Origin of the sequence: Winogradskyella sp. (assembly GCF_013213835.1) — a bacterium.
Classification (GTDB): domain Bacteria; phylum Bacteroidota; class Bacteroidia; order Flavobacteriales; family Flavobacteriaceae; genus Winogradskyella.
Genome location: NZ_JABSSU010000005.1, coordinates 323,507 through 348,801, shown reverse-complemented (window position 1 = coordinate 348,801; position 25,295 = coordinate 323,507). Strand labels below are relative to the sequence as shown.

Here is a 25,295-nt window from a genome sequence, read left to right as displayed (position 1 = left end):
ATTATAGCATCCTTTGTCATTTTTAGTTTTTTTGGATGTAAGAATGATTCAAAAGAAACAATTAAAGAACCTACAAAACCAAAAATTGAAATGAAGAAGAAAGAAGTTGTGTATCAAGTTTTTACAAGATTATTTGGAAACACAAATACAACGAATAAACCTTGGGGAACACTTGAAGAAAATGGAGTTGGGAAATTTAATGACTTTACAGATAAAGCATTAGCAGAAATTAAAGATTTAGGTGTAACGCATATTTGGTATACAGGAGTCCCGCATCACGATGTTATTACAGATTATACAAAATTCGGAATTGGTAATGATGATCCAGATATTGTAAAAGGTCGTGCAGGTTCGCCTTATGCCGTAAAGGATTATTACAATGTAAATCCAGATTTGGCGGAAAATGTTGATAACCGTTTACAAGAGTTTGAAGCTTTAATTGAGCGTACTCATAAGGTTGGTTTAAAAGTGCTAATAGATATTGTACCTAATCATGTTGCACGTAACTACAAGAGTTTAACAAATCCAGAAGGTACTACAGATTTTGGTGCTGAAGATGATAAAACGGTTCAGTACGATATCAATAATAATTTCTATTATAATCCTGGTGAAGCATTTAAAGTGCCAGTTTGGGAAAATGGATACCAACCATTAGGTGGTGAAGACCATCCAATGGCAGATAGTAAGTTTGAAGAAGTGCCTGCAAAATGGACAGGTAACGGTTCAAGAGCTTCACAACCAAGTATTGGAGATTGGTACGAAACTGTAAAAGTAAATTACGGTGTAAGTCCTGACGGAAGAAAAGACTTTAGTGAGTTGCCACAAGGATTTGAAAACGAAGATTATAAAAAGCACTACGAGTTTTGGCAAGATAAAGCAATTCCGAGTTCTTGGGTAAAGTTTAAAGACATTGCATTGTACTGGACTGAAAAAGGTGTTGACGGATTTAGATTTGATATGGCAGAAATGGTTCCTGTTGAGTTTTGGAGTTATATGAATTCTAATATTAAAATGGCTAATCCAGATGCATTCTTACTTGCTGAAGTGTATCAACCACATTTGTATAGAGACTATATCAAAAAAGGAAAAATGGATTATCTGTATGATAAAGTGCAACTGTATGATACCCTAAAACACGTCATACAAGGACATGGAAGTACCGATAATATTCCACCAATTTTAGATGAGTTAAGAGATATTGAGCATCATATGCTTCATTTCTTAGAAAATCACGATGAGCAGCGAATTGCTAGTTCAGATTTTGCAGGTAATGCTTTAAAAGGAAAACCAGCAATGGTTGTGTCTGCAACTTCTACAACAGCGCCAACTATGGTCTATTTTGGACAAGAATTTGGTGAGCCTGGAAATGAAGATTTAGGATTTGGTGACCCAACACGTACTTCAATTTTCGATTATGGCTCTGTGCCAAGTCTTGTGCGTTGGGTAAATAACAAAAACTTTGATGGAGGACAATCAACCAAAGAAGAATTAGAATTAAGAGATTTTTATAAACGACTATTGAATTTTACAATTAATAGCTCTGCCTTAATGGGAGACTATCAAGACATTCAATTGTATAATCACGGTAATACAGAGTGGTATAATGATAAAGTGCTGTCTTTTGTTCGTTGGAGTGAAGAGGAGCAATTGATTGTGGTTTCAAACTTTAATGCAGATAATACTTATGGTTTTGAGTTGCAATTACCAGAAGACTTAGTTTCTAAATTGGAACTTCAGGATAATGAATATAAAGTTATCGATCAGTTGTACAATGAATATAGATCCATATTAAAAGTAGAAAATGGTAGGGCAAAAGTTAGAATAGACGTTAAGCCGTTAGAATCATTTGTTTTAAAAATTGAAAAATAGTTGTCATTCCTGCGTCCGCGTTCGCTGAACCTTTAGCTGACGCGCAAGCTGGAATCTCATAAAAGAATTAATGAAAATTGGTGGCATTCGTGTCCAATAAGATATAAATATGAAAAAAATAACCCTTTTAATACTGGCAAGCCTCATGCTCGTAAATTGTAAAAATAATTCTAGCAAAGAAAAAGTTGAAGATATAAAACAGGTTGAAACACCGTTTGTTTGGGAAGGTGCAAATCTATATTTTTTATTGACTGATCGTTTCAACAATGGAGATGAAAGCAACGATGTTAATTTTGATAGAACAAAAGAAACCGGAAAGCTTAGAGGTTTTGAAGGTGGAGATTTAAAAGGAATTACCCAAAAAATCAAAGAAGGTTATTTTACAGATTTAGGGATTAATGCCATTTGGATGACACCAATTGTTGAACAAATTCACGGAGGAACGGACGAAGGAACAGGAGTCACCTATGGTTTTCACGGTTATTGGGCAAAAGACTGGACAAACATTGACCCAAATTATGGAACGAAAGCAGATTTACACGCGTTAGTTGAAGCAGCTCACAATAAAGGTATTCGTGTGTTGTTAGATGCAGTAATAAATCATACAGGTCCAGTAACTGAAAAAGACCCAGTTTGGCCAAACGAATGGGTTCGCACAGACAAGCAATGTACTTATGATAACTATGAGAATACTGTGAGTTGTACACTAGTTGCTAATCTTCCAGATATTAGAACCGAGAGTAATGATAACGTTGAGTTACCTCCACAATTGGTTGAAAAATGGAAAGCCGAAGGTCGATATGAACAAGAAGTAAAAGAACTAGATGCTTTTTTTGAAAGAACTGGTCATCCTCGTGCACCACGTTTTTATATTATGAAGTGGTTGACCGATTATATCACTGAATTCGGAATTGATGGTTATCGCTGTGATACAGTAAAACACACAGAACCTTTTGTGTGGGAAGAGTTTAAAACTGAATGTGATTATGCATTTTCTCAGTACAAGAATGATAATCCAGAAAAAGTGTTAGATGATAATGAGTTTTACCTAGTAGGTGAGGTCTATAACTACGGAATTTCAGCCGGTAAAGCTTTTGATTTTGGAGACAAGAAAGTCAACTATTTCGATAATATGTTTACAAGTCAAATCAACTTTGAATTCAAATGGAATGCGAAGCAAATGAAGACTGAAGATATGTTTGTGAGATATAACAATATGCTTCAAAGTGAATTAAAAGGTTTTGGTGTGTTGAATTACATGAGTTCTCATGATGATGGTAGTCCGTTTGATGCCAGCAGAGAAAAACCTTTTGAAACTGGTACAAAGTTATTGTTGTCGCCAGGAACATCACAAGTGTATTATGGAGATGAGTCAGCTCGCTCATTAGTAATTGAAGGAACTGAAGGTGATGCAACCTTACGTTCATTTATGAATTGGGATGAAATGGATGCTAAGAAAGATGTGTTAACGCATTGGCAAAAACTTGGACAATTTAGAGCAAATCATCCAGCAGTTGGTGCTGGTACGCATCAAATGATAACAGCAGAGCCATATGTGTTTTATAGAAGTTATGCAAAAGCAGATTACAAAGATTTTGTGGTTATTGGATTAGATTTAGCTAAAGGAGAAAAAGTGATTGATGTGTCAAAAGTTTTTGAGGATGGGGATGTTTTAAATGATGCATATTCAGTTACAGAAATCATTGTAAAAAATGGAAATGCCGTTGTGAATTCTGAGTTTGAAATTGTATTACTTGAAAAGCAATAATTATGAGAATTTGGGTAAGTATCGTTTTACTGAGTATCAGTTTTTTTTCTTGTCAGAATGAAAGTCAGTTAGTTTTAACTTCAAGTTCACCTAATACTAACGTTGAAGTTGATTTTAATGTAAATCAAGAAGGAAAACCGTTTTATCTAGTTAAGTTCAAAAATAAGGTTGTGGTTGATACGTCTTATTTAGGTTTTGAATTTAAAGACATTCCAAGCTTAGAAAAGAATTTTAAAGTAAAGAACACAACTACTCAAAGTTTTAACGAAACCTGGCAAATGCCTTGGGGAGAACAGTTAGATGTTGTCAATAATTACAATGAATTAAAGATTGAGCTTGAAGAAACTTCAGAATTAAATCGAAAACTAAATATCGTATTCAAAGTATATGATGATGGAATTGGTTTTAGATATGAATTTCCAGAGCAAAACAAGTTTGAAGGTGATGTTCTAATAAAAGAAGAGCACACCGAATTTAACCTCACAGAAGATTACAAAACCTTTTGGATTCCAGGTGACTGGGATATCTACGAACATTTATACAGTACAACTAAGCTTTCAGAAATTGATGCAAAATCATACATTCCAAAGACTAATTTAGCACAAAGTTATATTCCAGAAAATGCTGTAAATACACCAGTAACAATGGTTGGGAAAGACGGTCTGCATTTGAGTTTTCACGAAGCTTCATTACTCGATTATTCAGGAATGACTTTGAAGGTTGACACTGAAAACTTTAATTTGAAAAGTAATTTGGTAGGTTCAGAAAATAGAGATTACAAAGTAAAACAAAGTTTGCCTTTCAATACACCATGGCGAACCATTCAAATTACAGATAATGCACCAGATTTAATTGCATCTAACCTTATTGTGAATCTAAATGAACCAAACAAGTTAGGAGATGTGTCTTGGTTTACACCAATGAAATATACAGGTGTTTGGTGGGAAATGCATTTAGGAAAATCAACTTGGGATTACGGAATGGAAATGGTTGATGGAAAATGGACAGATACAGGTAAAGCTCACGGAAAACACGGAGCAACTACCGAAAATGTAAAACGATTCATTGATTTTTCTGCTAAAAACAATATTAAAGGTGTTTTGGTTGAAGGTTGGAATACTGGCTGGGAACGTTGGATTGGTTTTGAAGATAGAGAAGGTGTTTTCGATTTTGTCACGACCTATCCAGATTATGATTTAGATGAGGTTACAAGTTACGCTAAAGAAAAAGGTGTTGAAATTATTATGCATCATGAAACGTCTGCAGCAACTCAAACCTACGAGAAACAACAAGATACAGCCTATGCTTTAATGCAGAAATATGGAATGCACGCTGTAAAATCTGGTTACGTAGGTAAAATTATTCCAAAAGGTGAATATCATCACGGACAATATATGGTGAATCAGTACAACAATGCGGCCATAAAAGCTGCAAGTTATGAAGTTGCTGTTAATGCTCACGAACCTATAAAAGCTACAGGTTTACGCCGTACATATCCAAATATCATTTCGAGAGAAGGGTTACGAGGACAAGAATTTAATGCTTGGTCTGGAGATGGTGGAAATCCACCTGAACATTTGCCTATTGTTGCATTTACAAGAATGCTAGCAGGACCAATTGACTTTACACCAGGAATTTTCAACATTAAATTTGATGAGTATCGTAAAGACAATCAGGTAAATACAACACTTGCTCAGCAATTAGCATTATATGTGGTAATTTATAGTCCTGTACAAATGGCAGCCGATTTAGTAGAACACTATGAAGCTAATCCAAAACCTTTGCAGTTTATCCGAGATGTTGGTGTAGATTGGAAAGAATCTATAGTTTTAAATGGCGAAGTAGGTGATTACGTGACCATTGCAAGACAAGAACGCGAAACGGATAACTGGTTTGTCGGAAGTATTACTGATGAAAACGCACGAACTATAACATTAAATTTTGACTTTTTAGAAGAAGGGCAAACCTACGATGCTGTAATTTATAAAGATGGTGAAAAAGCCCATTGGGATAATAATCCTTTAGATATTAAAATTGAAGAATTACAAATAAATAAAAACTCAAATCTTACTATAAAACTTGCTGAAGGTGGAGGCTTTGCAATTAGCCTTATAAAAACTAAATAAATAACTAATAAATAAACTTCAGTCATGAAGCATATTTTAACCTTCGCATGTCTACTGTTTTTTTTAACAGTAAATGCACAAGTTGGTGTTAACACCACTGAGCCAAAAAGTACATTAGATATTAATGGAAATTTGTCACTTAAAGTTGTTAGTCTTAATGGTGGACCAAGTGGTACAGCAACCCCAATTGATGATGGTGTTTATATTAATTTAACTCCAACATCGGGTAATGGAGAATTTATTTTACCCGATGCAACGCAATTACCAGGAAGAATCTACATTTTAAGAAATGTGTCAGATACAGAAACGGCACAAATTTACAGTAATGGTGGAAGCATGTTTTCTGGTGACAGTCGTGTAGCAACTGGCGCACCTGTTAACATGACTGCAGATACAGCTGGAGATGGCAATGATCCTACAAAGACCTTAATTTTTATTAGTGATGGAGCTAATTGGACTTATGGTGCTTTAGGGCTTTAAAAGTTGTAACAAAACTCTTGTAAGATAGTCTTACATACTACGACTATTTAGATTATTCGTAACTTTACATTAAGTTAAGACGTTTTACGACATGGACATAAACAACCAAATTGAGTCTCCTTTTGTAATAAAGGTGAGTTTTAACAAGCTTCTAGAACAGTATGAAGAATTGTTAGACTCAGACAATAGCGCGGTTAAAGCAAATGCAGAACAGGTTCTTAAAATAGCGCGAGAAAATCCGATGCTGCGAGAAGGTTTTAGTGATCTTACTGTTTTTCAAGAGCAACAAGAAAATATCTCAGTAATATTAAGAGATACCTTTAATCCGTTGTTAACTAACAATGAGATAAAAGTTGCCGTTGTACCATTTTATGACTATGTTTTTAATTCATCAGAACGTTTTAAATCTATATTAAAAACGGCAGGTGAAGATTTTAAGCTAGAGGTTATGAATATGCCAGAAGAGCAAATTTATATCATGGCTTGTACAATCATTCTAAAAGCGTGCTGTGGTTATAATATAAACTTTAAGCGTCCATTTTTATATGAAATACCTGACGCTGAAGGTATAATAAGATATTACAAGATACTTTACAATGTAGATTTTATGGAAATTATCCCTAGGGAGAATGCACCAAAAATCACTAAAGAGGATTATGACGAGTTATTAGATAATTTTGATAATATCGATTTGTGGCGAGAAAAATTTCCACCGAATACCTATGATTTCAAAGGGTTTGTAATTTCGAATATTTTTGATGTTACTGACGACCAGTCGATATCAAATATTAAATCATCTTTAATCGGAGAAGATAAAAGAAATGATGAGAATTTTATTCATGGATTTTATGAGGTTTTCCGTTCGTTATTTGGATTAAAAAATATTGAAGTTGGCTTTTCGATTTATAATGAAGAAGAAAAGTCTTTTGAAAAGGTCTATGGTGTTGGAATAAATAGTTTTTTACTAAATAACAACGAGAAAGTAGCATGTAAGGATGCCTTATGTAGATGGTCTCACGGGAAATTATTAAATGATAAAAACTTCTTTTCAATATCCAATGTTGATAGCATGTATGAGAAGTCAAACGGGAAAGCACCTCATATTAAATCATTGTACGACCAAGGGTTTAAAAGTGCCATTTTTGCGCCAATAGCTAATGAAAACCAAATTATGGGTATTCTTGAGATTGTATCTAGAGAGCCTGAGGTTTTGAACAGTATCAATGCAAATAAGCTGATAGATGTTATGCCGTTTATTGTGTCTGCTGTTGAGCGATCAAAAAATGAAGAAGAAACGCTAATTGAGGCAATTATTCAAAAGGAATGTACATCAATACATCCAAGTGTACATTGGAGGTTTGAGAAAGAAGCAAGAGAATACATTAAAGATGAATGGAACGGAAACGAACCACAATTTAAGAAAATAGCTTTTGACAATGTATATCCACTTTATGGTCAGATTGATATTAAGGGTTCTTCTGAGGCAAGAAATTCAGCAACAAGGCAAGATTTAACTTTGCAATTAAATGCAGTAAAAAGTATCTTAGAAGAAGCTTCAAATTTAGAGAAGCTGCCTATCTATGATCAATATATTTATCAAGTTAATAACTATCTTAATGGATTAGAAAATGCATTTCAGGTAGATAGTGAACATCAAATTTCAGCATTTTTCAAAGAAGATATAGATTCAGTTTTAAGCCATCTTAAGACGTTAAGACCCATAGCTTCAAAGGTAGAAGAATATTACAATACTATCAATGATGATCTAAATGTGATTTACCATCATAGAAAGGATTATGATGAAACTATCGCCAATATAAATAGGGAAATGGCTTCACTTCTAGATCAAAAGCAGGTTGAAGCACAAGCTATGTATCCACATTATTTTGAGCGTTTTAAAACTGATGGTGTTGAGCATAATATGTACATTGGTGAATCTATTACAAAAGAAGAAAGCTTTAATCCTATTTACTTATATAATCTTAGGTTGTGGCAACTTCAAGTTATGGTAGAAATGGAAAATGCTTACTACCAAATGCAATCACAGTTTCCTGTGCATTTAGATGTAGCTTCAATGATTTTAGTCTTTAATCAACCATTGTCTATTAGCTTTAGAATGGATGAGAAACAGTTTGATGTTGATGGAACATATAATGCCAGATATGAAATCGTTAAGAAACGTGTAGACAAAGCATTTATAAAGGGCACAAACGAACGCGTTACCCAAAAAGGAAAAATAAGTATTGTGTATTCTCAAAAAGAAGACGAACAAGAGTATTTGAGATACGTTAGATTCCTACAAGACAAAAAGTATTTGGATAATGATATTGAAATTGTTGAACTTCAAGATTTGCAAGCTGTTACTGGTTTAAAAGCGATTCGTGTAAGTGTGTTATATCATAAGGATAAAGATGATAAGGCATTTTACACCTATGATGATTTAATGAAAGAGATAAAGTCTTAGTAAACTTATTGAATCATATCTACTGCTTCTTGAGCACCGTAAAAGTGAAATGCAATAGCAAAAGCAATAACACTTATTATAATTCCTATAGCAAATACGGTATATGTAAGTCTTAAAAGGCTATATTTTCGGTTGAGTACTAAACCTAAAAAATAGAGGTCTTTTGTTAAGGAACCATATAGATACTCTTTGTCTTGCATCATCTCTTGCATAGCCCATTCAAAGTCATCTAGTTTCATTTTATGAAAGTTTCCAAAGAATAGAAGATTTACCTTTTTATTAGCAACATCCTCTTTTGAGAACTTTCCGCTGGTTACATTTGGTCGTGTTGCTAAAACTGAAAGGATAATTGAAATGACAGTAAAGCCCGCAAAGATTACTGTTGGCCAAATTAAATAATCGTTAGATGGATTATCTAGTTTAGATACTAAATTAGAAAGTACTAATGAGATAATAATAGCATTAACAGATAATAAAATATTGGCCTTTGTATCAGCAATGTCACTTAAGGTAATATGGTTACGTAAGGCCACTCTAAACATGGTCTCAATACCTCTATCTGGTAAGTCTTGTTTTTGTTTTTTGAACTGTAATTCTGCTCTTTTTTGCTTTATTTTCTTAGAGTCGTCTTGAGTTTTTTGATGTGCTTGAATTAATTTAGCTAAGTTTTTCCCTTTACGTGATTCCCATTTTTTTAGAGCAGTATCCGTATAAAACTTATGTTCGGTTAAAAAATGTACATTTTGACCAATCCATTCGGCATTAGATACGTCTAAATCTTTTGTGAGCTCCCATTCTTTGCGTAACAATGCTGCATAGTCATCATAATTCTTACTTGCCACATGAGCACAATCTGCATCTCTAATAATCTTTTCTAATTCATTAGTTGGTATATGATGCATTTCTGTTGCTAAAATGATATTACTTATTGTAGTAATGTTGTCATGAGATATACCTTTAGATTTTAAATAGTCTGCAGCAATTATGGTGCTTTCTTTTTCATGTCCATCAATGGTTTTAGTATAACCAGTGTCATGAAACCAAGCTGCAATTTCTAGTTGAAGTGCCTCTTCTTTACCTACGGGACAAGATTCAATTATTTCTTTAACCTTGCCTACTACACCTTGTGTATGTGCGAGATTATGATAAACAAACTTTTTGTCTAGATGATTATTTAGATGAGAGATTACAAATTTTTCAACATCTGTTATTATATCTTCCATAAGTATAGTTTAGTGCTAATTTAATAATAATTACTGTCTCATTAAAAGGCAGTTTTGGTCTTAGTCGTAATAAATCTAAATTCCAAACCTTGAATATACAATTGACTTAAAACTCTCTCCAATGGGTATACGTTCGTTACATAAAACCACCTTATTTTTTTGGATAGATTCTATTTTTTCAACATTAATGATGTAAGAACGATGAATACGAAGAAACATTTCTTCGGGTAGTTTTTCTTGTATTTGTTTGAAATTCATCAGTGTTAAAATGGGACTAGAGTCTTCAATATGCAGTTTTAAGTAATCTTTTAACCCTTGAATATATTTAATGTCTTTGAGGTTGACTTTAAGATTTTCATATTCTGATTTGATGAAAATAAAGTCATCTGTGAGTGTTTTTTGAATAGAACCAGCAGATGCTACATTACTGCTTTGGGCTAAATCATTCAAAGATTTTAATTCTCTAACTCTGTTGATTGCTGTAATGAATCTTGGGAAAGGTATTGGCTTTACTAAGTAGTCTGTAGCGTTCATGTCAAAGCCTTCTAAGGCATATTGAGAATACGCAGTAGTAAAAATGAAGTAAGGTACTTGTCCTTCTAAGGATTTTATAAAATCAATACCTGAGATATTAGGCATTTCTATATCTGTAAACACAAGATCTACCGTGTTTTTAGATAGAAACTGAAGTGCTTCTATAGCGTTCGTAAAGGTTGCACTAACATTAAGGGATCCAATAGCATTACAATAAGATTCTATGACATCTATTGCTAATGGTTCATCATCTATAATTATGCAATTCATTACAAATTTAGTGTTAAGTGTGTTAGATAATAGTCCTTGCTTTCTGTTTGCTCTAAAGCATGTTTATTAGGATAAAGATAATTTAATTGATCAATTACGTTTTTAAGACCAACACCAGAGTTAGACATATCCTTCTTATAAACGCCAATTATATTTTTTATTTTAAAGTTTAACGTATTGTTAGTAATTGTTATTTGAATTTCAATGTGAGTATTTCCTTTATAGTCTGTTCCAAATTTAAAAGCATTTTCAATAAAAGTAATCAATATTAATGGATAGATGAGAAGGTTTTGAGTTTGGCCGTGAATGTTGAGTGTAACATCTTCGGTATTCTTTAATCTTAAACGCTGTAGAACAATATAATTTTTTATGTAGTTCATTTCTTTTTCTAATGGTACCTTTTCTTTGCCTACTTCATAAAGCATATAACGCATTAATTCTGATAAGGTGATCACGGCTTCAGGTGCATCGTCAGACTTTTTTCTTACCAATGAATAAATACTGTTTAAGGAGTTAAATAAGAAGTGAGGATTCATTTGAGCTCTTAAAAACTGAATTTCCATTTCCTTTTTTGTGCTCTCAAGCTCCTTAGATTCGCCTTCACGTTTATAAAAATCTATTACTAAAGCAAAAATGCCACCTAAAAGAAAGATCGAAACAGACAGTATTAGAGGAACTATATATTTCATTTCCTTGATAAATGGTATGTCTTGGTCTGTTTTTACTAATTCTTCATGCATTCTGTTGAATGCAGCACTAGGAAAAACTTTTATCATGATGTAGTTAAATAACCCCAAAAAAAGTATGGAGCTTACAACATATAAAATGACTCTTTTCTTTAGAAGAAAATTAGGGACTAGAATGAAGTAATTTGTGTAAAATAAGAGTGGTAATAATAAAATTACGATTATAAGGTCACTAGGAATTCTATTTAGTTCAATAAAAGCAGTGATGACAGGGATTATGCAAAAACATAGCCAAACCGATAGATGAATTACAGGTTCTTTTATGTTATAGGTCTTCTCCAAGATTTAATATCTAAAGTTCCTTAAAGGTAATACCATTAGTTTTTAAATCATCAACTGTAATTGTAGGATTCATTCTATTTGATAATTTCTCTAATACAATTTCACCAATGATTTCTACTTCTTTTTTTGTTTTAAATCTTTGTTGACCGCTAACCGCAGGAATATATTCTTGACGAATGAATAACTTATCATTTCTTTTTATTTCATAAATCCAATAATTTTCCTGCTTAGAAATATGCAATGTAATGTTATTATTACTTTGTTTAACACTCTCGTCTTGTTGCGAAATAAAATGTGTAATCGTGAACACAGAAATCACGATAATAAAAAATACAACGACGTATTTAAGTAAATTTTTCACTTGTATTATGCCAACTTTTAAAATAAAAAACAGGTGCAATATTATTAATAGTACACCTGTTTTTTTTTAATTTTCATATTTACTAGATGATCCTAGTTATCATCATCATTTTGTTCTTCAGTTGGGAAAAATTCCATGTTATCATCAAAATATAATGTTCCGTTTCTTCCCAATGCAACAAAAGCTTTTTCACCGTTACTAATGGCTATGGCATCTCTTCTTGCTAATCTTTCAAATTGAGTGCGTTCAGTCCAATTTTGAGTTGCTGGATTGTATTCCCACACAGTGCCAACTGTCGCGCCAGTCTCTCCTGTAGCAACATAACCTAATCCATTCAGCGTAAATGCAACTGCATTAGCTCTAATTATAAATGCATTAGTATCTTCATTAATATCTTCTAATTGAGACCAAGTCTCTGTGGTTGTGTCAAAAACCCAGAAATCCTCTTCGTAAATACCATTACTAACACCTGTAACTAAGTATACGTCAGAACCGATTGTAAAAGTGGCACCATCTCTTCTTTTGCCTCCACCAAAACCAAATACTTCTTCCCAAGTATCTGTATTTGGATCATACCTGTAGAAATCTTTTTTATCACCATTACCATCAAAGCCTGTACCTACATAACCTCTTGAATCACTATTAAATCCGACCGCACCATATCTAGCTGTACCACCAAAATCTGCGATTTGACTCCATGTGTTTGATGCAACATCATATCTAAAAAAATCAGATAATTCTTGATTTGATTCGCCATCATAACCAGTGCCAATATATCCTTGGTTACCGATTACAAATGAAACTGCAGAGCTTCTTTCAACTCCTGGGAAATCTGCTAATTGTTGCCACGAGTTAGATGCGATGTCATAAGTCCAAAAATCACCTAAGTAATCATCTCCATCATATCCAGTTCCCATGTAGCCTCTATTTCCTATTGTAAATGCCGTAGCGCTACTTCTAGGTTCTTCGTTAAACACAGAACGCTCAACCCAGTTACCCGTGAGATTGCTTCCGCTACCACCATTATCGTCATCACCGCAACTATAAAATGTAATTAATAGTAAGCTCATTAACACTACAATACTTGTCTTTCTAGTTTTCATTTGTCTTTTTATTTTTAAAACTATGTAATTCTCTTTTTATTTTAGGTTGATGCGAAAATCCTTATTCAATATCACTTTATTATGATGCTCTAAATAAAAAAGCTATAAATTTTCACACTCTGCAAAAATGACCTAATTTTGGCAAATATTAAAAATTAAAACAAAAATAAAAGTTTCAACCGAATAAATATGCAAATACGAACTTAGTTTATAGCTAAGACACTCTTAAACATATTATACTAATCCTGTTTTTTTGTAGATGAATGCATTCATAACATAGGCTAATAAGAATATTAAGATTAGTAGAGCGTTATAGTTAGTGTGTAGATATAAATAAGAGTCTCGTATAATTTTATTCATTTGGCATGATGTATTCGTTTCATTTGTCTTAAACTGTTTATTAATGATATATAGTAAATCAAGGTTTTTTATTCTTTTCCTCACAGTAGTATCTTTTTTTGTGTCTTGTACAGAAGATGAGACAACATCTTTGGTTGTAGGTCAAGATTTTACAGATACTAATATTAGAGTTTTAGAGATTGATACTTTTGATGTTAAACTTTCTACCATGAAGTTTGATAGAGTTCCTACTTCAAATAGTTCTAGGTTATTGTTCGGAAAGTATACAGATCCAGACTTTGGAGAAGTTAGAGCTGCCTCATATTTTAGATTATCAGGTGGTAATTATTTTATTGAAGAAGGTGCGGTTTTAGATCGTGTAGCATTAGTAATGAATTACGATGGTTACTTCTATAATGATACCACTCAAGTGCTAAATCTAAACCTTCACAGGTTAACCGATAAGATTGATGCTCAAGATGGTGATAATGATATCTATAATAATACTCAAATTCCGTACGAGGCTACTCCTATTGTATCTCAACAATTTGAGCCAAGAATAGGGAGAGATTCGTTATATATTGAACTTCCGGATGACTTCGGGGCTGATTTGTTTAGTAAAATACAAAATGGCCAAATACAGGATAATGAGTCTCTTTTTCAAGAGCTTAAAGGATTAACCATACAACCGGATGATACTGATAACGGCTCTGTAGTTGGGTTTTCACCAAACGAGACATTTATAAAGTTTTATTACAATACTCCTGAGGATGAAGGTGGAGAGTTCGAGGAAAATGAAGAAGTTTTTGAACTCACAATGGATATAGATCTTTTCGCATATTATAACAACATCACTAGTGATGTCACTGGTCTTCCATTAGAAGTAATAGATGATCAGGAAGTAAATCTATTGTCCACTGACAGTAATAATAATAGTTATATGCAGTCTGGTGTTGGTTATGCTACTCGAATCGAATTTCCCTCAATAAGAAATTTGTTTGAAATTAATGGTACAGGAACAGTGCTTAATGCTAACTTAAGAATTAAGCCAAATAGAGATTCTTATTCAGACATAAAACCGATTGATCAAATACTTGGTTTATATCTTGTCGATCAAAACAATGATGTTACAATACAAGTATTTAATAATATAGATTTTGTTTTTGCACGTTTAATTGAAGAAAATCCTGAATTTGGAGAAATCATTTACAATATTCCTGTTTTGGAGTTTGTGGAAACAAAACTCAATGAACAGCCAATAACAGAAACTGCACTAATTCTATTGCCTTTTGAAAATGAGTCTAGGGTAAATAGTGTACTATTCAATGATGCTTTTAATGAAGATTTTGAAGCAGAACTTACAATTACTTATGCTATTTATGAAGATTAATAGATCTACTAAATACCTTTCAATATTATGTTTTGCCTTAGTATTTACGATAGGTACTTATGCTCAAACTAATAATACAAGTTCTCCGTATTCATTATTCGGCTTGGGCGTTGAAACCAACAGTAATGTTGGTAGAAACAGTGCAATGGGAAGGACTGGAATAGCATTAGATGGTTTTGATCAACTAAACCTATATAATCCTGCATCGTTTGCATCAATACAAAGACAACGATTTGTTTTTGATTTTGGTGTTTTTACAGAGTTTCAGAATATATCGAGTAATGATGGTGATGAGACTAGAGCAAATTCTAATTTTTCAAATATTGCTATAGGGTTTAATGGAAATGGTAAATATGGAGTAGGGTTATCGTTAAAACCAGCGACAAGTGTAGGATATGAATTAATAGGTGTTCAAAGTAATATTGAAGGCAGTACAGGTCAGTTCAATACAAATATTTTAGGTTCTGGAGGTGTTAATGATGTAAGACTAGATTATGGGCGTAAAATATTTGATAATTTAAATGTTGGTGTAAAGCTTTCGTATTTGTTTGGTAATATAGAAGAGAGTGAAACGATCGTAGTGCAAAATAGTGTGCTAAGTATTATTGAAGACAATTACTATGAAGGTTTCCAAATTGGTTTTGGATTACAATATAAATTGGCGAAAAAATATAATTTCGGGTTCACTTTAGATTTACCTGCGGATTTAACTGCAACCAGAGATAGAGTAGTAGAGAGAATTGCGAATGATGGATCGTTTTCACTTTTAGAAGAAACAACAGATCAGTCTTTAGATAATTTTTCTTTACCACTACGAGTTGGTTTTGGTTTTAGTACTAAATATGAGAATGTATTGTTCTCAGCGGATTACACATCAAGTTTTTGGTCTGATACTGACCAATCAGAAGGTGTAAGTAATTATGTAGATCAAAATGTTTTTGCACTCGGCGCCGAGTACATCAAAAACCCTGTAAGTTTAAAATATTGGGAGCGTATAAACTTCAGAGCAGGTTTAAACTACAATAGTGGATTTTTAGAAGTCGACGACAAAAAGATTGATAGCTATAGTTTATCCTTAGGAATGGGATTACCAGTAGGTAGAAGATTGGGTTCATACCTTAACATTTCATATAATGTTGGTAAAAGAGGAACTACTGAAAGTTTCTTGGTTCAAGATAATTTTAGCACTATTAATCTTAACTTAACGCTTTCAGGTATCTGGTTCCAAAAAAGAAAATATAACTAATAGTCATACAACTTAAGTTATAGTTTTTTTCAATACACCAATTTCACAAACAACTTTCTATTTGATACGTTGAATACATTATTAGTTATCTTTATGAGATAATTAGGTTGTATGCATCTAAATATCAGTAATACATTTAATAAAGAACTGCCGAAAGATTCTAATACAGAGAATTCTCGGCGTAAGGTTTTTAATGCCACGCATTCTGTTGTAAGTCCTAAGAAGCCTTCAAATCCTTCAATAGTTCATGTTTCTGAAGAAATGATTTCTCAGATAGGATTGCAACTTTCTGATAGTAAATCACAATCTTTTTTAGATGTTTTTTCAGGTTCTAAAATTTATGAAAGCACTGAACCATACGCAATGGCTTATGCTGGGCATCAATTTGGTAATTGGGCAGGACAGTTAGGTGATGGTAGGGCTATTAATCTGTTCGAAGTTGAACATAAAAACAACCGTTGGGCACTTCAGTTAAAAGGAGCGGGTGAAACACCATATTCTAGACGAGGAGATGGCTTGGCCGTATTAAGGTCTTCAATAAGAGAATATTTATGTAGTGAAGCTATGCATCATTTAGGTGTGCCAACAACTAGAGCTTTAAGTTTAATGCTGTCTGGTGATGACGTATTAAGAGATGTTATGTATAACGGAAACCCTGCTTATGAGAAAGGTGCAATTGTTTGTAGAGTGTCGCCAACATTTATTCGTTTTGGTAATTTTGAATTGTTTGCATCAAGGCAAGATTATGTTAATCTAAAACATCTTGTTGATTACACGATAAAGTACTTTTACCCAGAATTAGGTAAACCATCAAAAGAAACTTATATCATCTTTTTTAAGGAAGTCGCTAATAAAACATTAGAGATGATTATTCACTGGCAGCGCGTAGGTTTTGTGCATGGTGTTATGAATACAGATAATATGTCCATTATTGGACTAACTATAGATTATGGGCCATATGGCTGGTTAGAAGGTTTTGATTATGGCTGGACACCAAATACAACTGATGCTCAAAACAAAAGATATCGTTATGGTAATCAACCCAATATTGGGTTGTGGAATTTATTGCAATTAGCTAATGCGTTATATCCATTGGTTGAAGAAACCAAACCTTTTGAAGACATTTTAAATCAATATCAAGAAGATTTTGAGAATAAGTCTTTGGATATGATGCGTTCTAAGTTAGGTTTAGATTTAAAATTAAATGAAGATAAATACTTGATATCAGACCTAGAAGAATGTTTATTACTGTCTGAAACTGATATGACTATTTTTTTTAGACTATTATCAGACTTTAAAAGAGGAAATTCAGAACATGGAGTTGAGGTTGTCAAAGAGTCATTTTACGTTCCAAATGATATTAAAGATACTGTTTTAGATCAATGGAAAGTTTGGTTTCAGTCTTACGACCAAAGATTAGAAAAAGAGCTTTTAAAAGATAACCAAAGAAAGACTAGAATGGACTTGGTTAATCCTAAGTATGTTTTAAGAAATTATATGGCACAACTAGCCATAGATGCAGCAGATAAGGAAGATTATAGTTTGGTGTCAGAATTGTTCGAGTTATTGAAAAAACCGTACAATGAACAACCAGAAAACTCAAAGTGGTTTGCTAAGCGACCAGATTGGGCAAGACATAAAGTAGGATGTTCTATGTTATCTTGTAGTTCTTAGAATTTAAACAAAAATAAATGAAAGCAATTTGGAATGATACGGTAATTGCCGAAAGTGATGAGACCGTAGTAATAGAAGGAAATCATTATTTTCCTCATGAGAATATTAAAAAAGAATTTTTTAAACCCAGTGAAACACATACCGTATGTCCTTGGAAAGGAACCGCTTTCTATTACACTGTTGAGGTTAATGGGAAATCGAATACTGATGCCGCATGGTACTATCCTGAAGTTTCAGAACTGGCAAAAGGCATAAAAAACTATGTAGCGTTTTGGCGCGGTGTTAAGGTTGAAAATTAGACCATAAATTAGCTATCAGATGAAATCTCAAAAGCTTAAAATAACCAATCGAAAAGGCTTTACCCTTAATGCTCAGCTAGAATTGCCAGCAAATCAAAAACCTAATTACTATGCCATTTTTGCTCACTGTTTTACGTGTAGCAGTAGTTTAAGCGCTGTAAGGAATGTTAGCAGGTCTCTCACTCAAGACGGCTTTGCTGTAGTTCGTTTCGATTTTACAGGATTGGGACGTAGCGAAGGCGAATTTGTAGACAGTCATTTTTCCGCGAATATAGATGATCTGTTAGATGTACATACGTATATGACAGAACACTTTGGTGCACCAAGTTTATTAGTAGGGCATTCCTTAGGAGGCGCCGCTGTTCTCGTCGCTGCCTCAAAATTAGATGCGGTTAAAGCAGTGGCAACGGTTGGATCACCGGCAACCGTAACACATGTAAAACATTTATTTTCTCATGGTATTGATGAGATAGAAGAAAAAGGAGAAGCCGAAGTAAACATTGGAGGACGACCATTCAAAATAAATAGAGATTTTGTGACTGAGTTTGATAAAACGGATTTACCATCAGTTGTTAAAGGATTGCGCAAACCATTACTTATAATGCATTCACCATTCGATAAGATTGTCGGTATTGAAAATGCAGAACAATTATATAAAACAGCTTTCCACCCTAAAAGTTTTGTAACTCTTGATAATGCCGACCATTTGTTGACCCAAGAAAAAGATAGTCAATACGTAGGTGAGATAATAGGCACATGGGCAAAACGTTATTTTCCTAAGATTGAAAATAAAATGTTGAGTACGGGCGGCGAACAGCTGGTGGGACATTTAAATATCGTTAATGATAATTTTACTACATCGATTCAGACTAAAAATCACACATTAATTGCAGACGAACCTGAAAGTATTGGTGGCAGTGATTTTGGGCCATCACCTTACGAGTACCTTAATGCTTCATTGGCGGCTTGTACGGTAATGACATTAAAAATGTATGCTGAACGCAAGAAATGGGATTTAAGAGAAGTCTTTGTTTATATATCACATTCACGTAAACATAGTGATGATTTAAATGTAGACGTTGAAAAACCAAAATACTTAGATCATATTAGTAAAAAACTAAAATTTGTTGGTAACTTAGATGCTAGTCAGAAAGAACGATTAAAGGAGATATCGTCACGCTGTCCGGTACATAGAACCTTGGAGAGCGAAGTTATTTTCGAAACACAAGTAATACAAGATTAATAGTGCAAATTGTTGTAGTTAACCCCATCACATTCGATAGGTTTCTAAAAATTAGACGTCGATCAGTAGAGATTTGTAAATCTTTGCAACCCGAGGACGTATCTGTTCAACCAGTAGATTTCGTATCGCCACCTAAATGGCATTTAGCACATACCACTTGGTTTTTTGAACAGTTTGTTTTAACGAAGAATAAACCAGGATATAAGGCGTTTAATAATGATTTTGCTTACTACTTTAACAGTTATTACAATAATGTAGGTGAACGCGTACTTAGGGCTAATCGAGGTCTTATGACTAGACCCACTTTTCAAGATATATTAGACTACAGAATTCATGTTAACCAAAATATGGCCGAGTTTCTCGAGAATGAAGTTCAAAAGCAAGTTTATGATATTATTGAAATAGGCCTTCAACACGAGCAGCAGCATCAGGAGTTATTGATCTACGATATAAAATATATTCTCGGGCATCAGCTTTCATTTCCAACCATTAATTTTCAGGTAACTCTAAATCCAGAATTAGATAATGAGATTTTCACTCATTATAATGAAGGGCTCTATAGAATTGGGTACGAAGGTGAAGACTTCTGTTGGGATAATGAGTTAGGAAATCATAACGTTTATATCCATGATTTCGAAATTTCAAATAGTTTAGTGACCAATAAGGCGTTTCTAGATTTTATAGAGGATAATGGCTACAATGATTTTAATTTGTGGCATGCAGATGGATGGGATTTCATCAAAAAAAATAACATCAATTGTCCATTATATTGGCATAAGGTTGATGGAACTTGGTATTACTATACTATAGGTGGGTATAAAGAGGTTCAATTAAATTTACCTGTGAGTCACGTAAGTTTCTATGAAGCCTCTGCGTTTGCAGAATGGAAAGGGATGCGTTTGCCAACAGAGTTTGAGTGGGAGGTAGCTTCGAGTAAATTGAATTATGGTCAACTTTGGGAATGGACAAATAGTGCGTATTTACCCTATCCAAAATATACTAAGGCTGAGGGTGCTATTGGTGAGTATAATGGGAAATTCATGGTAAATACTATGGTAATGCGCGGTAGTTCTATAGCAACACCAAATGGGCATTCAAGACCAACTTATCGCAACTTTTTTACGCCCGATATGAGATGGCAATTTTCAGGAATTAGATTAGTTAAAAAATAATGTTAGACACGTTTGCACAAGATGTGATTAAAGGCTTAACAGCCGAAAATAAATTCTTATCATCTAAATACTTTTATGATGACAATGGAAGTCGCATATTTCAGGAGATAATGAATATGCCAGATTATTATTTAACAGATGCAGAATTTGAAATATTATCATTACAGTCAGGTAAAATTATTGACGCTTTAAAGTTTTCAGGACCCTTTAATATTGTTGAGTTAGGTGCTGGAGATGGTTTTAAGACTTTTAAACTTTTAGAATATTTAGTAACTAAAGAAATTGATTTTTATTATGTTCCAATAGACATATCTCAAGAAGCAATAGATGTTTTAAACAAAAATCTTAAAAACAGGCTTCCTTCCTTAAAAATAAAACCTAAAGTTGGTGATTATTTTGAGATATTGAAGGATAATAGAAAAAGTAAATACCCAAGTTTACTTTTGTTTTTAGGTAGTAATATTGGTAATTACCCAGATCAAAAAAGCAATGAGTTGCTCAATCTTCTTAATAAAAATATGAAATCAGGTGATAAACTGTTAATTGGTTTTGACTTAAAAAAGAACCCAATAACCATTCATAACGCCTATTTTGATAAATATGGCATTACAAAACGTTTTAACCTTAATTTACTTTTAAGGATGAACAAAGAATTAGGGGCTGATTTTAAGATTGATGATTTTGACTTTTATTGCCACTACAACCCATTAACAGGAGATGTAAAAAGTTATATTATAAGTTTAAGAAAGCAAATAGTAAATATTGAAGCTCTGAAAATTAAGGTTGATTTTGAATATAATGAATTAATTTGGACTGAATTATCAAGAAAATTTGCTATCAAGGATATAAATGATATGGCGATACAATCTAATTTTAAATTAAATCATAATTTTTTGGACTGTAAGCACTATTTTACTGATAGCTTATGGGAAAAGTAATTATTACTTTTGTTTTTAAGATAAGTTGTAGAAAATCGAACCTATGGAAAATACACCAAAATTAATTACAGTTGCATTGCTACTTTTTCTTAGTTCTTGTGCGACACTTAAGAAGCAAATAGCAGATGGTTCAGAAAAACCATTTCCTAAAGATAAGGTGATTTCTCATAGTTTTTATCTACTCGGTGATGCTGGAAATTCTGATTTAAATAAACTTGATCCGGCTATTCGAGATTTTGGGAAGCAGTTAAAGGAAGCATCTAAAAATAGTACAGCAATATTTTTAGGTGATAATATTTATCCAGTTGGTTTGGTTGATAAAAAGGATGCTTCTAGAAACTTAGCTGAACATAGATTAAAAGTTCAAACAGACGTAGCTCAAGAATTTAAAGGGAATACGGTTTTTATTCCTGGTAATCATGACTGGTATAGCGGTATAGAAGGCCTTAAGAGCCAGGAAAAGTTTGTTGAAAAGCAATTAGGAAAAAATACTTTTTTACCGGAAAATGGCTGTCCGATTGATAAGGTCAAAATCTCTAATGAAATAGTTTTAATCATTGTAGATTCCCAATGGTATGTAACAAATTGGGATAAACACCCAACCATAAATGATGACTGCGACATCAAAACTAGAGTAGATTTTTTAAATGAACTGGCAAGCGAAATAAAGAAAGCAAGAGGTAAAACAACAATAATTGCAGTACACAACCCAATGTTTACTAATGGTTCACATGGTGGACAATACGATTTTAAAAGTCATTTAAAACCGTTACCAATTTTAGGAACACTTAAAAATCTGATTAGAAAGACTGGAGGTGTTTCTCACGCAGATTTACAGCATAAAATGTATAGTGAATTGCAAAAACGAGTGGTCAGTATGGCGCAGCAAAATGATAAGGTCATTTTTGTGTCAGGTCATGACCATAATCTTCAATATATTGAAGAAGCTGGTTTAGCACAAATAGTTAGCGGTTCAGGTTCTAAAGAAACGGCAACAAGATTAGTTGGTAATGGCAAGTTTTCTTATGCCAAAAATGGTTATGCACGCTTAGATGTCTTTAATGATGGTTCTTCTTTTGTCCGTTTTTATGAGGCTGGTTCTGATGAAGTTGTTTTTCAAACTGAAATATTTGAATCTAAAAAAGAAGAGAATGTTGATTTTCCAGATGACTTTCCATCTGAAAAGTTAGCATCAATTCATACAAAAGAAGAAGCTTATAAATCAGGATTCTATAAATTCCTTTGGGGTGAGAGATATAGAGAACAGTTTGCAACTGAAGTTCTAGCGCCGACCGTAAATTTAGATACACTTTTTGGTGGATTAATACCTGTTAGAAAAGGTGGCGGAAATCAATCTAAATCACTACGATTAGAAGATAAGTCTGGCAGACAATATGTAATGCGTGCGCTCAGAAAACAGGCCTCACAGTATTTACAAGCCATAATGTTTAAAGACCAATTTATTGGCAAAAAATTAGATGATGATTTTGTTACAGAATTAGTGTCTGATGTTTTTACAGGTGCACATCCTTATGCGCCTTTTGTAGTGGGTGATTTAGCTGATGCTATTGGTGTTTATCATACTAATCCTGTTTTATATTATGTGCCAAAACAAAATGCATTAGGTTCATATAACGCTGACTTTGGTGATGAGCTGTATATGATAGAAGAACATACATCTGAAGGACATTCTGATAAAGCCAGTTTTGGTTTTCAAGATAAGCTATTGAGTACTGATGATATGATGAAGAAGATTCATAAAGATGAGGATTTGGTGGTTGATGAAGCAGCTTATATTAAGGCGAGATTATTTGATATGTTAATAGGTGATTGGGATAGGCATCAAGACCAATGGAGATGGATTCAGTTTAAAGAAGATGGTAAGAAAGTGTACAGACCTATGCCAAGAGATAGAGATCAAGCATTTTCTAAAATGAGTGATGGTTTCCTTTTGTCGACAGCTGTAGCTTTAATGCCAACTGCTGGCTTGTTAAAAAAATACGATGCGACACTTAATAATGTTGAAGCCATTAATGTTGAGCCTTATCCTTTAGATATGGAAATTATTCAAGAATCTACTAAAGAAGTTTGGGATGCACAGGTAAAATATATTCAAGATTATGTAACGGATGAGGTCATTGAAAATGCGTTCTTAAATGTACCAAAAGAAATAAGAGATCAAGATTTACAGGAGATTAAAGCTATATTAAAGCAAAGACGTGCTAATCTTCAAGATATTTCAGATAGATATTATGAGGTGATTAATAAGTTCGCAGTTATAAAAGGCACTAATAAAGATGATTGGTTTGATGTGGAAAGAATGCCTGAAGGTAAGACAAAAGTTACGGCATATAGAATTAAGAAAGGTAAAAAGTCAGATGTATTTCATGAGAGAACATATTCAAGAACCGAAACTAAAGAAATCTGGATTTACGCATTAGATGATGACGATGTTTTTAATGTCTATGGTGAAGGAGATAATTATATTAAACTGCGATTGGTCGGTGGTCAGAACAACGATACTTATGATATTAAAAATGGTAAAAAAGTAATTTACTACGATTATAAGTCTAAGAAAAATACCATTCTAACTGATAATGGCAGACAAAAGTTGACCGATGACTATGAAACTATTGTTTATAATTATAAGAAATTAAAAAACAGTACCAATCAGTTAATGCCCACCATAGGTTTTAACCCAGACGATGGTTTTAGAATGGGCTTTACAAACACATTTACTAATTACAATTTTGAGCGTAATCCTTTTTCTTCTCAGCACACTATTTCTGCAGGTTATTATTTTGCAACTAGTGGTTATGATATAGGCTATAATGCTGAATTTGCTAATGTTATAGGTACTACAAACCTTAGGATAGATTTAGATTTTACAAGTCCTAATTTTGCTAGAAATTTCTTTGGTTTTGGTAATAGTACAGTAAATCCAGAGGCTGACGAAGATGACAACTTTGATGCTGATCTTAATTATAATAGGGTAAAGATTAGAACTGTTAGTGCAGCACCAACTTTAGTTTGGCGAGGACAAGCTGGATCTCAATTTGAATTTGGGATATCTTATGAGTCTAATGAGGTAGATAGAACAGCAGGTCGTTTTTTAGAGAGCATCACAACACCAGATAATCAAGTTTTTGATAAACAAGATTTTTACGGCGCACACGCAAAATATCATTATGAAGTAAAGGACAATGAAGCGTTCCCAACCTTAGGAATGGAATTTAGTTTATTGGCTGGTTATAAAAATAATGTGAGTAGAACAAATGGTTTTGGTTACCTAATCCCAGAGTTAGGATTTGATTATAAGTTGTTGCCAGAAGGTCAAATAGTTTTAGCAACAAAAATGAGAAGCCACTTAAATTTTGGGGATGGGTTTGAGTTTTACCAGGCTGCAGTATTAGGTGATCAAACAGGTCTAAGAGGTTTTAGAAGAGAACGTTTTGCAGGTAAAAATGCTTTTGCTCAAAGTACTGATCTTAGATTTAACCTTAGAAGAAGATCTTCTAATTTCTTGCCTTTTAATATTGGTTTTTATGGAGGTTTCGACTATGGTCGTGTTTGGGTAGATAATGATTTGGTGTTAGATTCAGAATTTAACAAGGACGATTGGAATACTTCAATTGGTGGTGGAGTATTTATAACAGCTTATAGTATGGTAAGCGCAAATATCTCAGCCTTTACAAGTGATGACGGACTACGATTGGCATTCCAATTAGGGTTTGGTTTTTAATAAATATGTTCATTGTATCATTGTAA

18 protein-coding genes are annotated in these 25,295 nt (G+C 33.2%); 13 read left to right on the top strand and 5 right to left on the bottom strand.

The annotated features are described in order from the left end of the window. The first annotated feature begins 90 nt into the window (after positions 1 to 90). The 5 genes from HRU50_RS09995 (at position 91) to HRU50_RS09975 (ending at position 8,707) form a co-directional block, all read left to right on the top strand. Positions 91 to 1,869: an alpha-amylase family glycosyl hydrolase gene (locus HRU50_RS09995; protein WP_296350900.1), complete on the top strand. Its 1,779-nt coding sequence runs from the start codon at positions 91 to 93 to the stop codon at positions 1,867 to 1,869. Positions 1,870 to 1,978: 109 nt separating this feature from the next. Beyond that, positions 1,979 to 3,637, top strand: a complete 1,659-nt coding sequence (locus tag HRU50_RS09990; RefSeq protein WP_296350777.1) for an alpha-amylase family glycosyl hydrolase — start codon at positions 1,979 to 1,981, stop codon at positions 3,635 to 3,637. 2 nt (positions 3,638 to 3,639) lie between these two features. After that, positions 3,640 to 5,763, top strand: a complete 2,124-nt coding sequence (locus tag HRU50_RS09985; RefSeq protein ID WP_296350774.1) for a glycoside hydrolase family 97 protein — start codon at positions 3,640 to 3,642, stop codon at positions 5,761 to 5,763. A 24-nt stretch (positions 5,764 to 5,787) separates the two neighbouring features. Then, a complete protein-coding gene (locus tag HRU50_RS09980; RefSeq protein WP_296350771.1) occupies positions 5,788 to 6,243 on the top strand; it encodes a hypothetical protein in 456 nt (151 codons plus the stop codon). A gap of 91 nt (positions 6,244 to 6,334) precedes the next feature. Beyond that, the gene (locus HRU50_RS09975; RefSeq protein WP_296350769.1) at positions 6,335 to 8,707 is read left to right on the top strand and encodes a GAF domain-containing protein; all 2,373 of its coding nucleotides are present in this window, start codon (positions 6,335 to 6,337) and stop codon (positions 8,705 to 8,707) included. Between the two features lie 5 nt (positions 8,708 to 8,712). Here the strand turns inward: HRU50_RS09975 and HRU50_RS09970 are convergent, their stop codons facing one another. The 5 genes from HRU50_RS09970 to HRU50_RS09950 all read right to left on the bottom strand — a co-directional run bounded on the left by HRU50_RS09970 (position 8,713) and on the right by HRU50_RS09950 (position 13,226). After that, positions 8,713 to 9,930, bottom strand: coding sequence for a Pycsar system effector family protein (locus HRU50_RS09970; RefSeq protein ID WP_296350766.1), 1,218 nt, complete (start codon positions 9,928 to 9,930; stop codon positions 8,713 to 8,715). Between the two features lie 75 nt (positions 9,931 to 10,005). Next, on the bottom strand, positions 10,006 to 10,734 hold the full coding sequence (locus HRU50_RS09965; protein WP_296350764.1) for a LytTR family DNA-binding domain-containing protein: 729 nt from the start codon (positions 10,732 to 10,734) through the stop codon (positions 10,006 to 10,008). Continuing rightward, positions 10,734 to 11,510: a sensor histidine kinase gene (locus HRU50_RS09960; RefSeq protein WP_296350762.1), complete on the bottom strand. Its 777-nt coding sequence runs from the start codon at positions 11,508 to 11,510 to the stop codon at positions 10,734 to 10,736. The genes HRU50_RS09965 and HRU50_RS09960 overlap by 1 nt, the downstream gene beginning before the upstream one ends. Positions 11,511 to 11,772: 262 nt before the next feature. After that, positions 11,773 to 12,072, bottom strand: coding sequence for a DUF4907 domain-containing protein (locus HRU50_RS09955; protein ID WP_296350760.1), 300 nt, complete (start codon positions 12,070 to 12,072; stop codon positions 11,773 to 11,775). Between the two features lie 143 nt (positions 12,073 to 12,215). Beyond that, positions 12,216 to 13,226, bottom strand: coding sequence for a kelch repeat-containing protein (locus HRU50_RS09950; protein ID WP_296350757.1), 1,011 nt, complete (start codon positions 13,224 to 13,226; stop codon positions 12,216 to 12,218). Positions 13,227 to 13,629: 403 nt separating this feature from the next. Here HRU50_RS09950 and HRU50_RS09945 point away from each other — a divergent pair, with 403 nt between their 5' ends. From HRU50_RS09945 to HRU50_RS09910, 8 genes are all read left to right on the top strand, one after another. Next, positions 13,630 to 14,955 carry a DUF4270 family protein gene (locus tag HRU50_RS09945; RefSeq protein WP_296350755.1) on the top strand — a complete coding sequence of 442 codons (1,326 nt, stop codon included), beginning with the start codon at positions 13,630 to 13,632 and terminating at the stop codon, positions 14,953 to 14,955. After that, a complete protein-coding gene (locus HRU50_RS09940; RefSeq protein ID WP_296350753.1) occupies positions 14,945 to 16,201 on the top strand; it encodes a hypothetical protein in 1,257 nt (418 codons plus the stop codon). The genes HRU50_RS09945 and HRU50_RS09940 overlap by 11 nt, the downstream gene beginning before the upstream one ends. Positions 16,202 to 16,312: 111 nt before the next feature. Next, positions 16,313 to 17,875 carry a YdiU family protein gene (locus HRU50_RS09935; RefSeq protein ID WP_296350751.1) on the top strand — a complete coding sequence of 521 codons (1,563 nt, stop codon included), beginning with the start codon at positions 16,313 to 16,315 and terminating at the stop codon, positions 17,873 to 17,875. 17 nt (positions 17,876 to 17,892) lie between these two features. Further along, positions 17,893 to 18,174 carry a DUF427 domain-containing protein gene (locus HRU50_RS09930; RefSeq protein WP_296350748.1) on the top strand — a complete coding sequence of 94 codons (282 nt, stop codon included), beginning with the start codon at positions 17,893 to 17,895 and terminating at the stop codon, positions 18,172 to 18,174. Positions 18,175 to 18,193: 19 nt separating this feature from the next. Then, positions 18,194 to 19,417, top strand: a complete 1,224-nt coding sequence (locus HRU50_RS09925; protein WP_296350747.1) for a bifunctional alpha/beta hydrolase/OsmC family protein — start codon at positions 18,194 to 18,196, stop codon at positions 19,415 to 19,417. 2 nt (positions 19,418 to 19,419) lie between these two features. Continuing rightward, positions 19,420 to 20,589, top strand: a complete 1,170-nt coding sequence (gene egtB, locus HRU50_RS09920) for an ergothioneine biosynthesis protein EgtB (protein WP_366927373.1) — start codon at positions 19,420 to 19,422, stop codon at positions 20,587 to 20,589. After that, positions 20,589 to 21,527: an L-histidine N(alpha)-methyltransferase gene (locus tag HRU50_RS09915; protein ID WP_296350745.1), complete on the top strand. Its 939-nt coding sequence runs from the start codon at positions 20,589 to 20,591 to the stop codon at positions 21,525 to 21,527. Before egtB ends, HRU50_RS09915 begins: the two co-directional genes overlap by 1 nt. A gap of 43 nt (positions 21,528 to 21,570) precedes the next feature. Continuing rightward, on the top strand, positions 21,571 to 25,269 hold the full coding sequence (locus HRU50_RS09910) for a metallophosphoesterase (protein ID WP_296350742.1): 3,699 nt from the start codon (positions 21,571 to 21,573) through the stop codon (positions 25,267 to 25,269). The last annotated feature ends 26 nt before the right edge of the window (positions 25,270 to 25,295 follow it).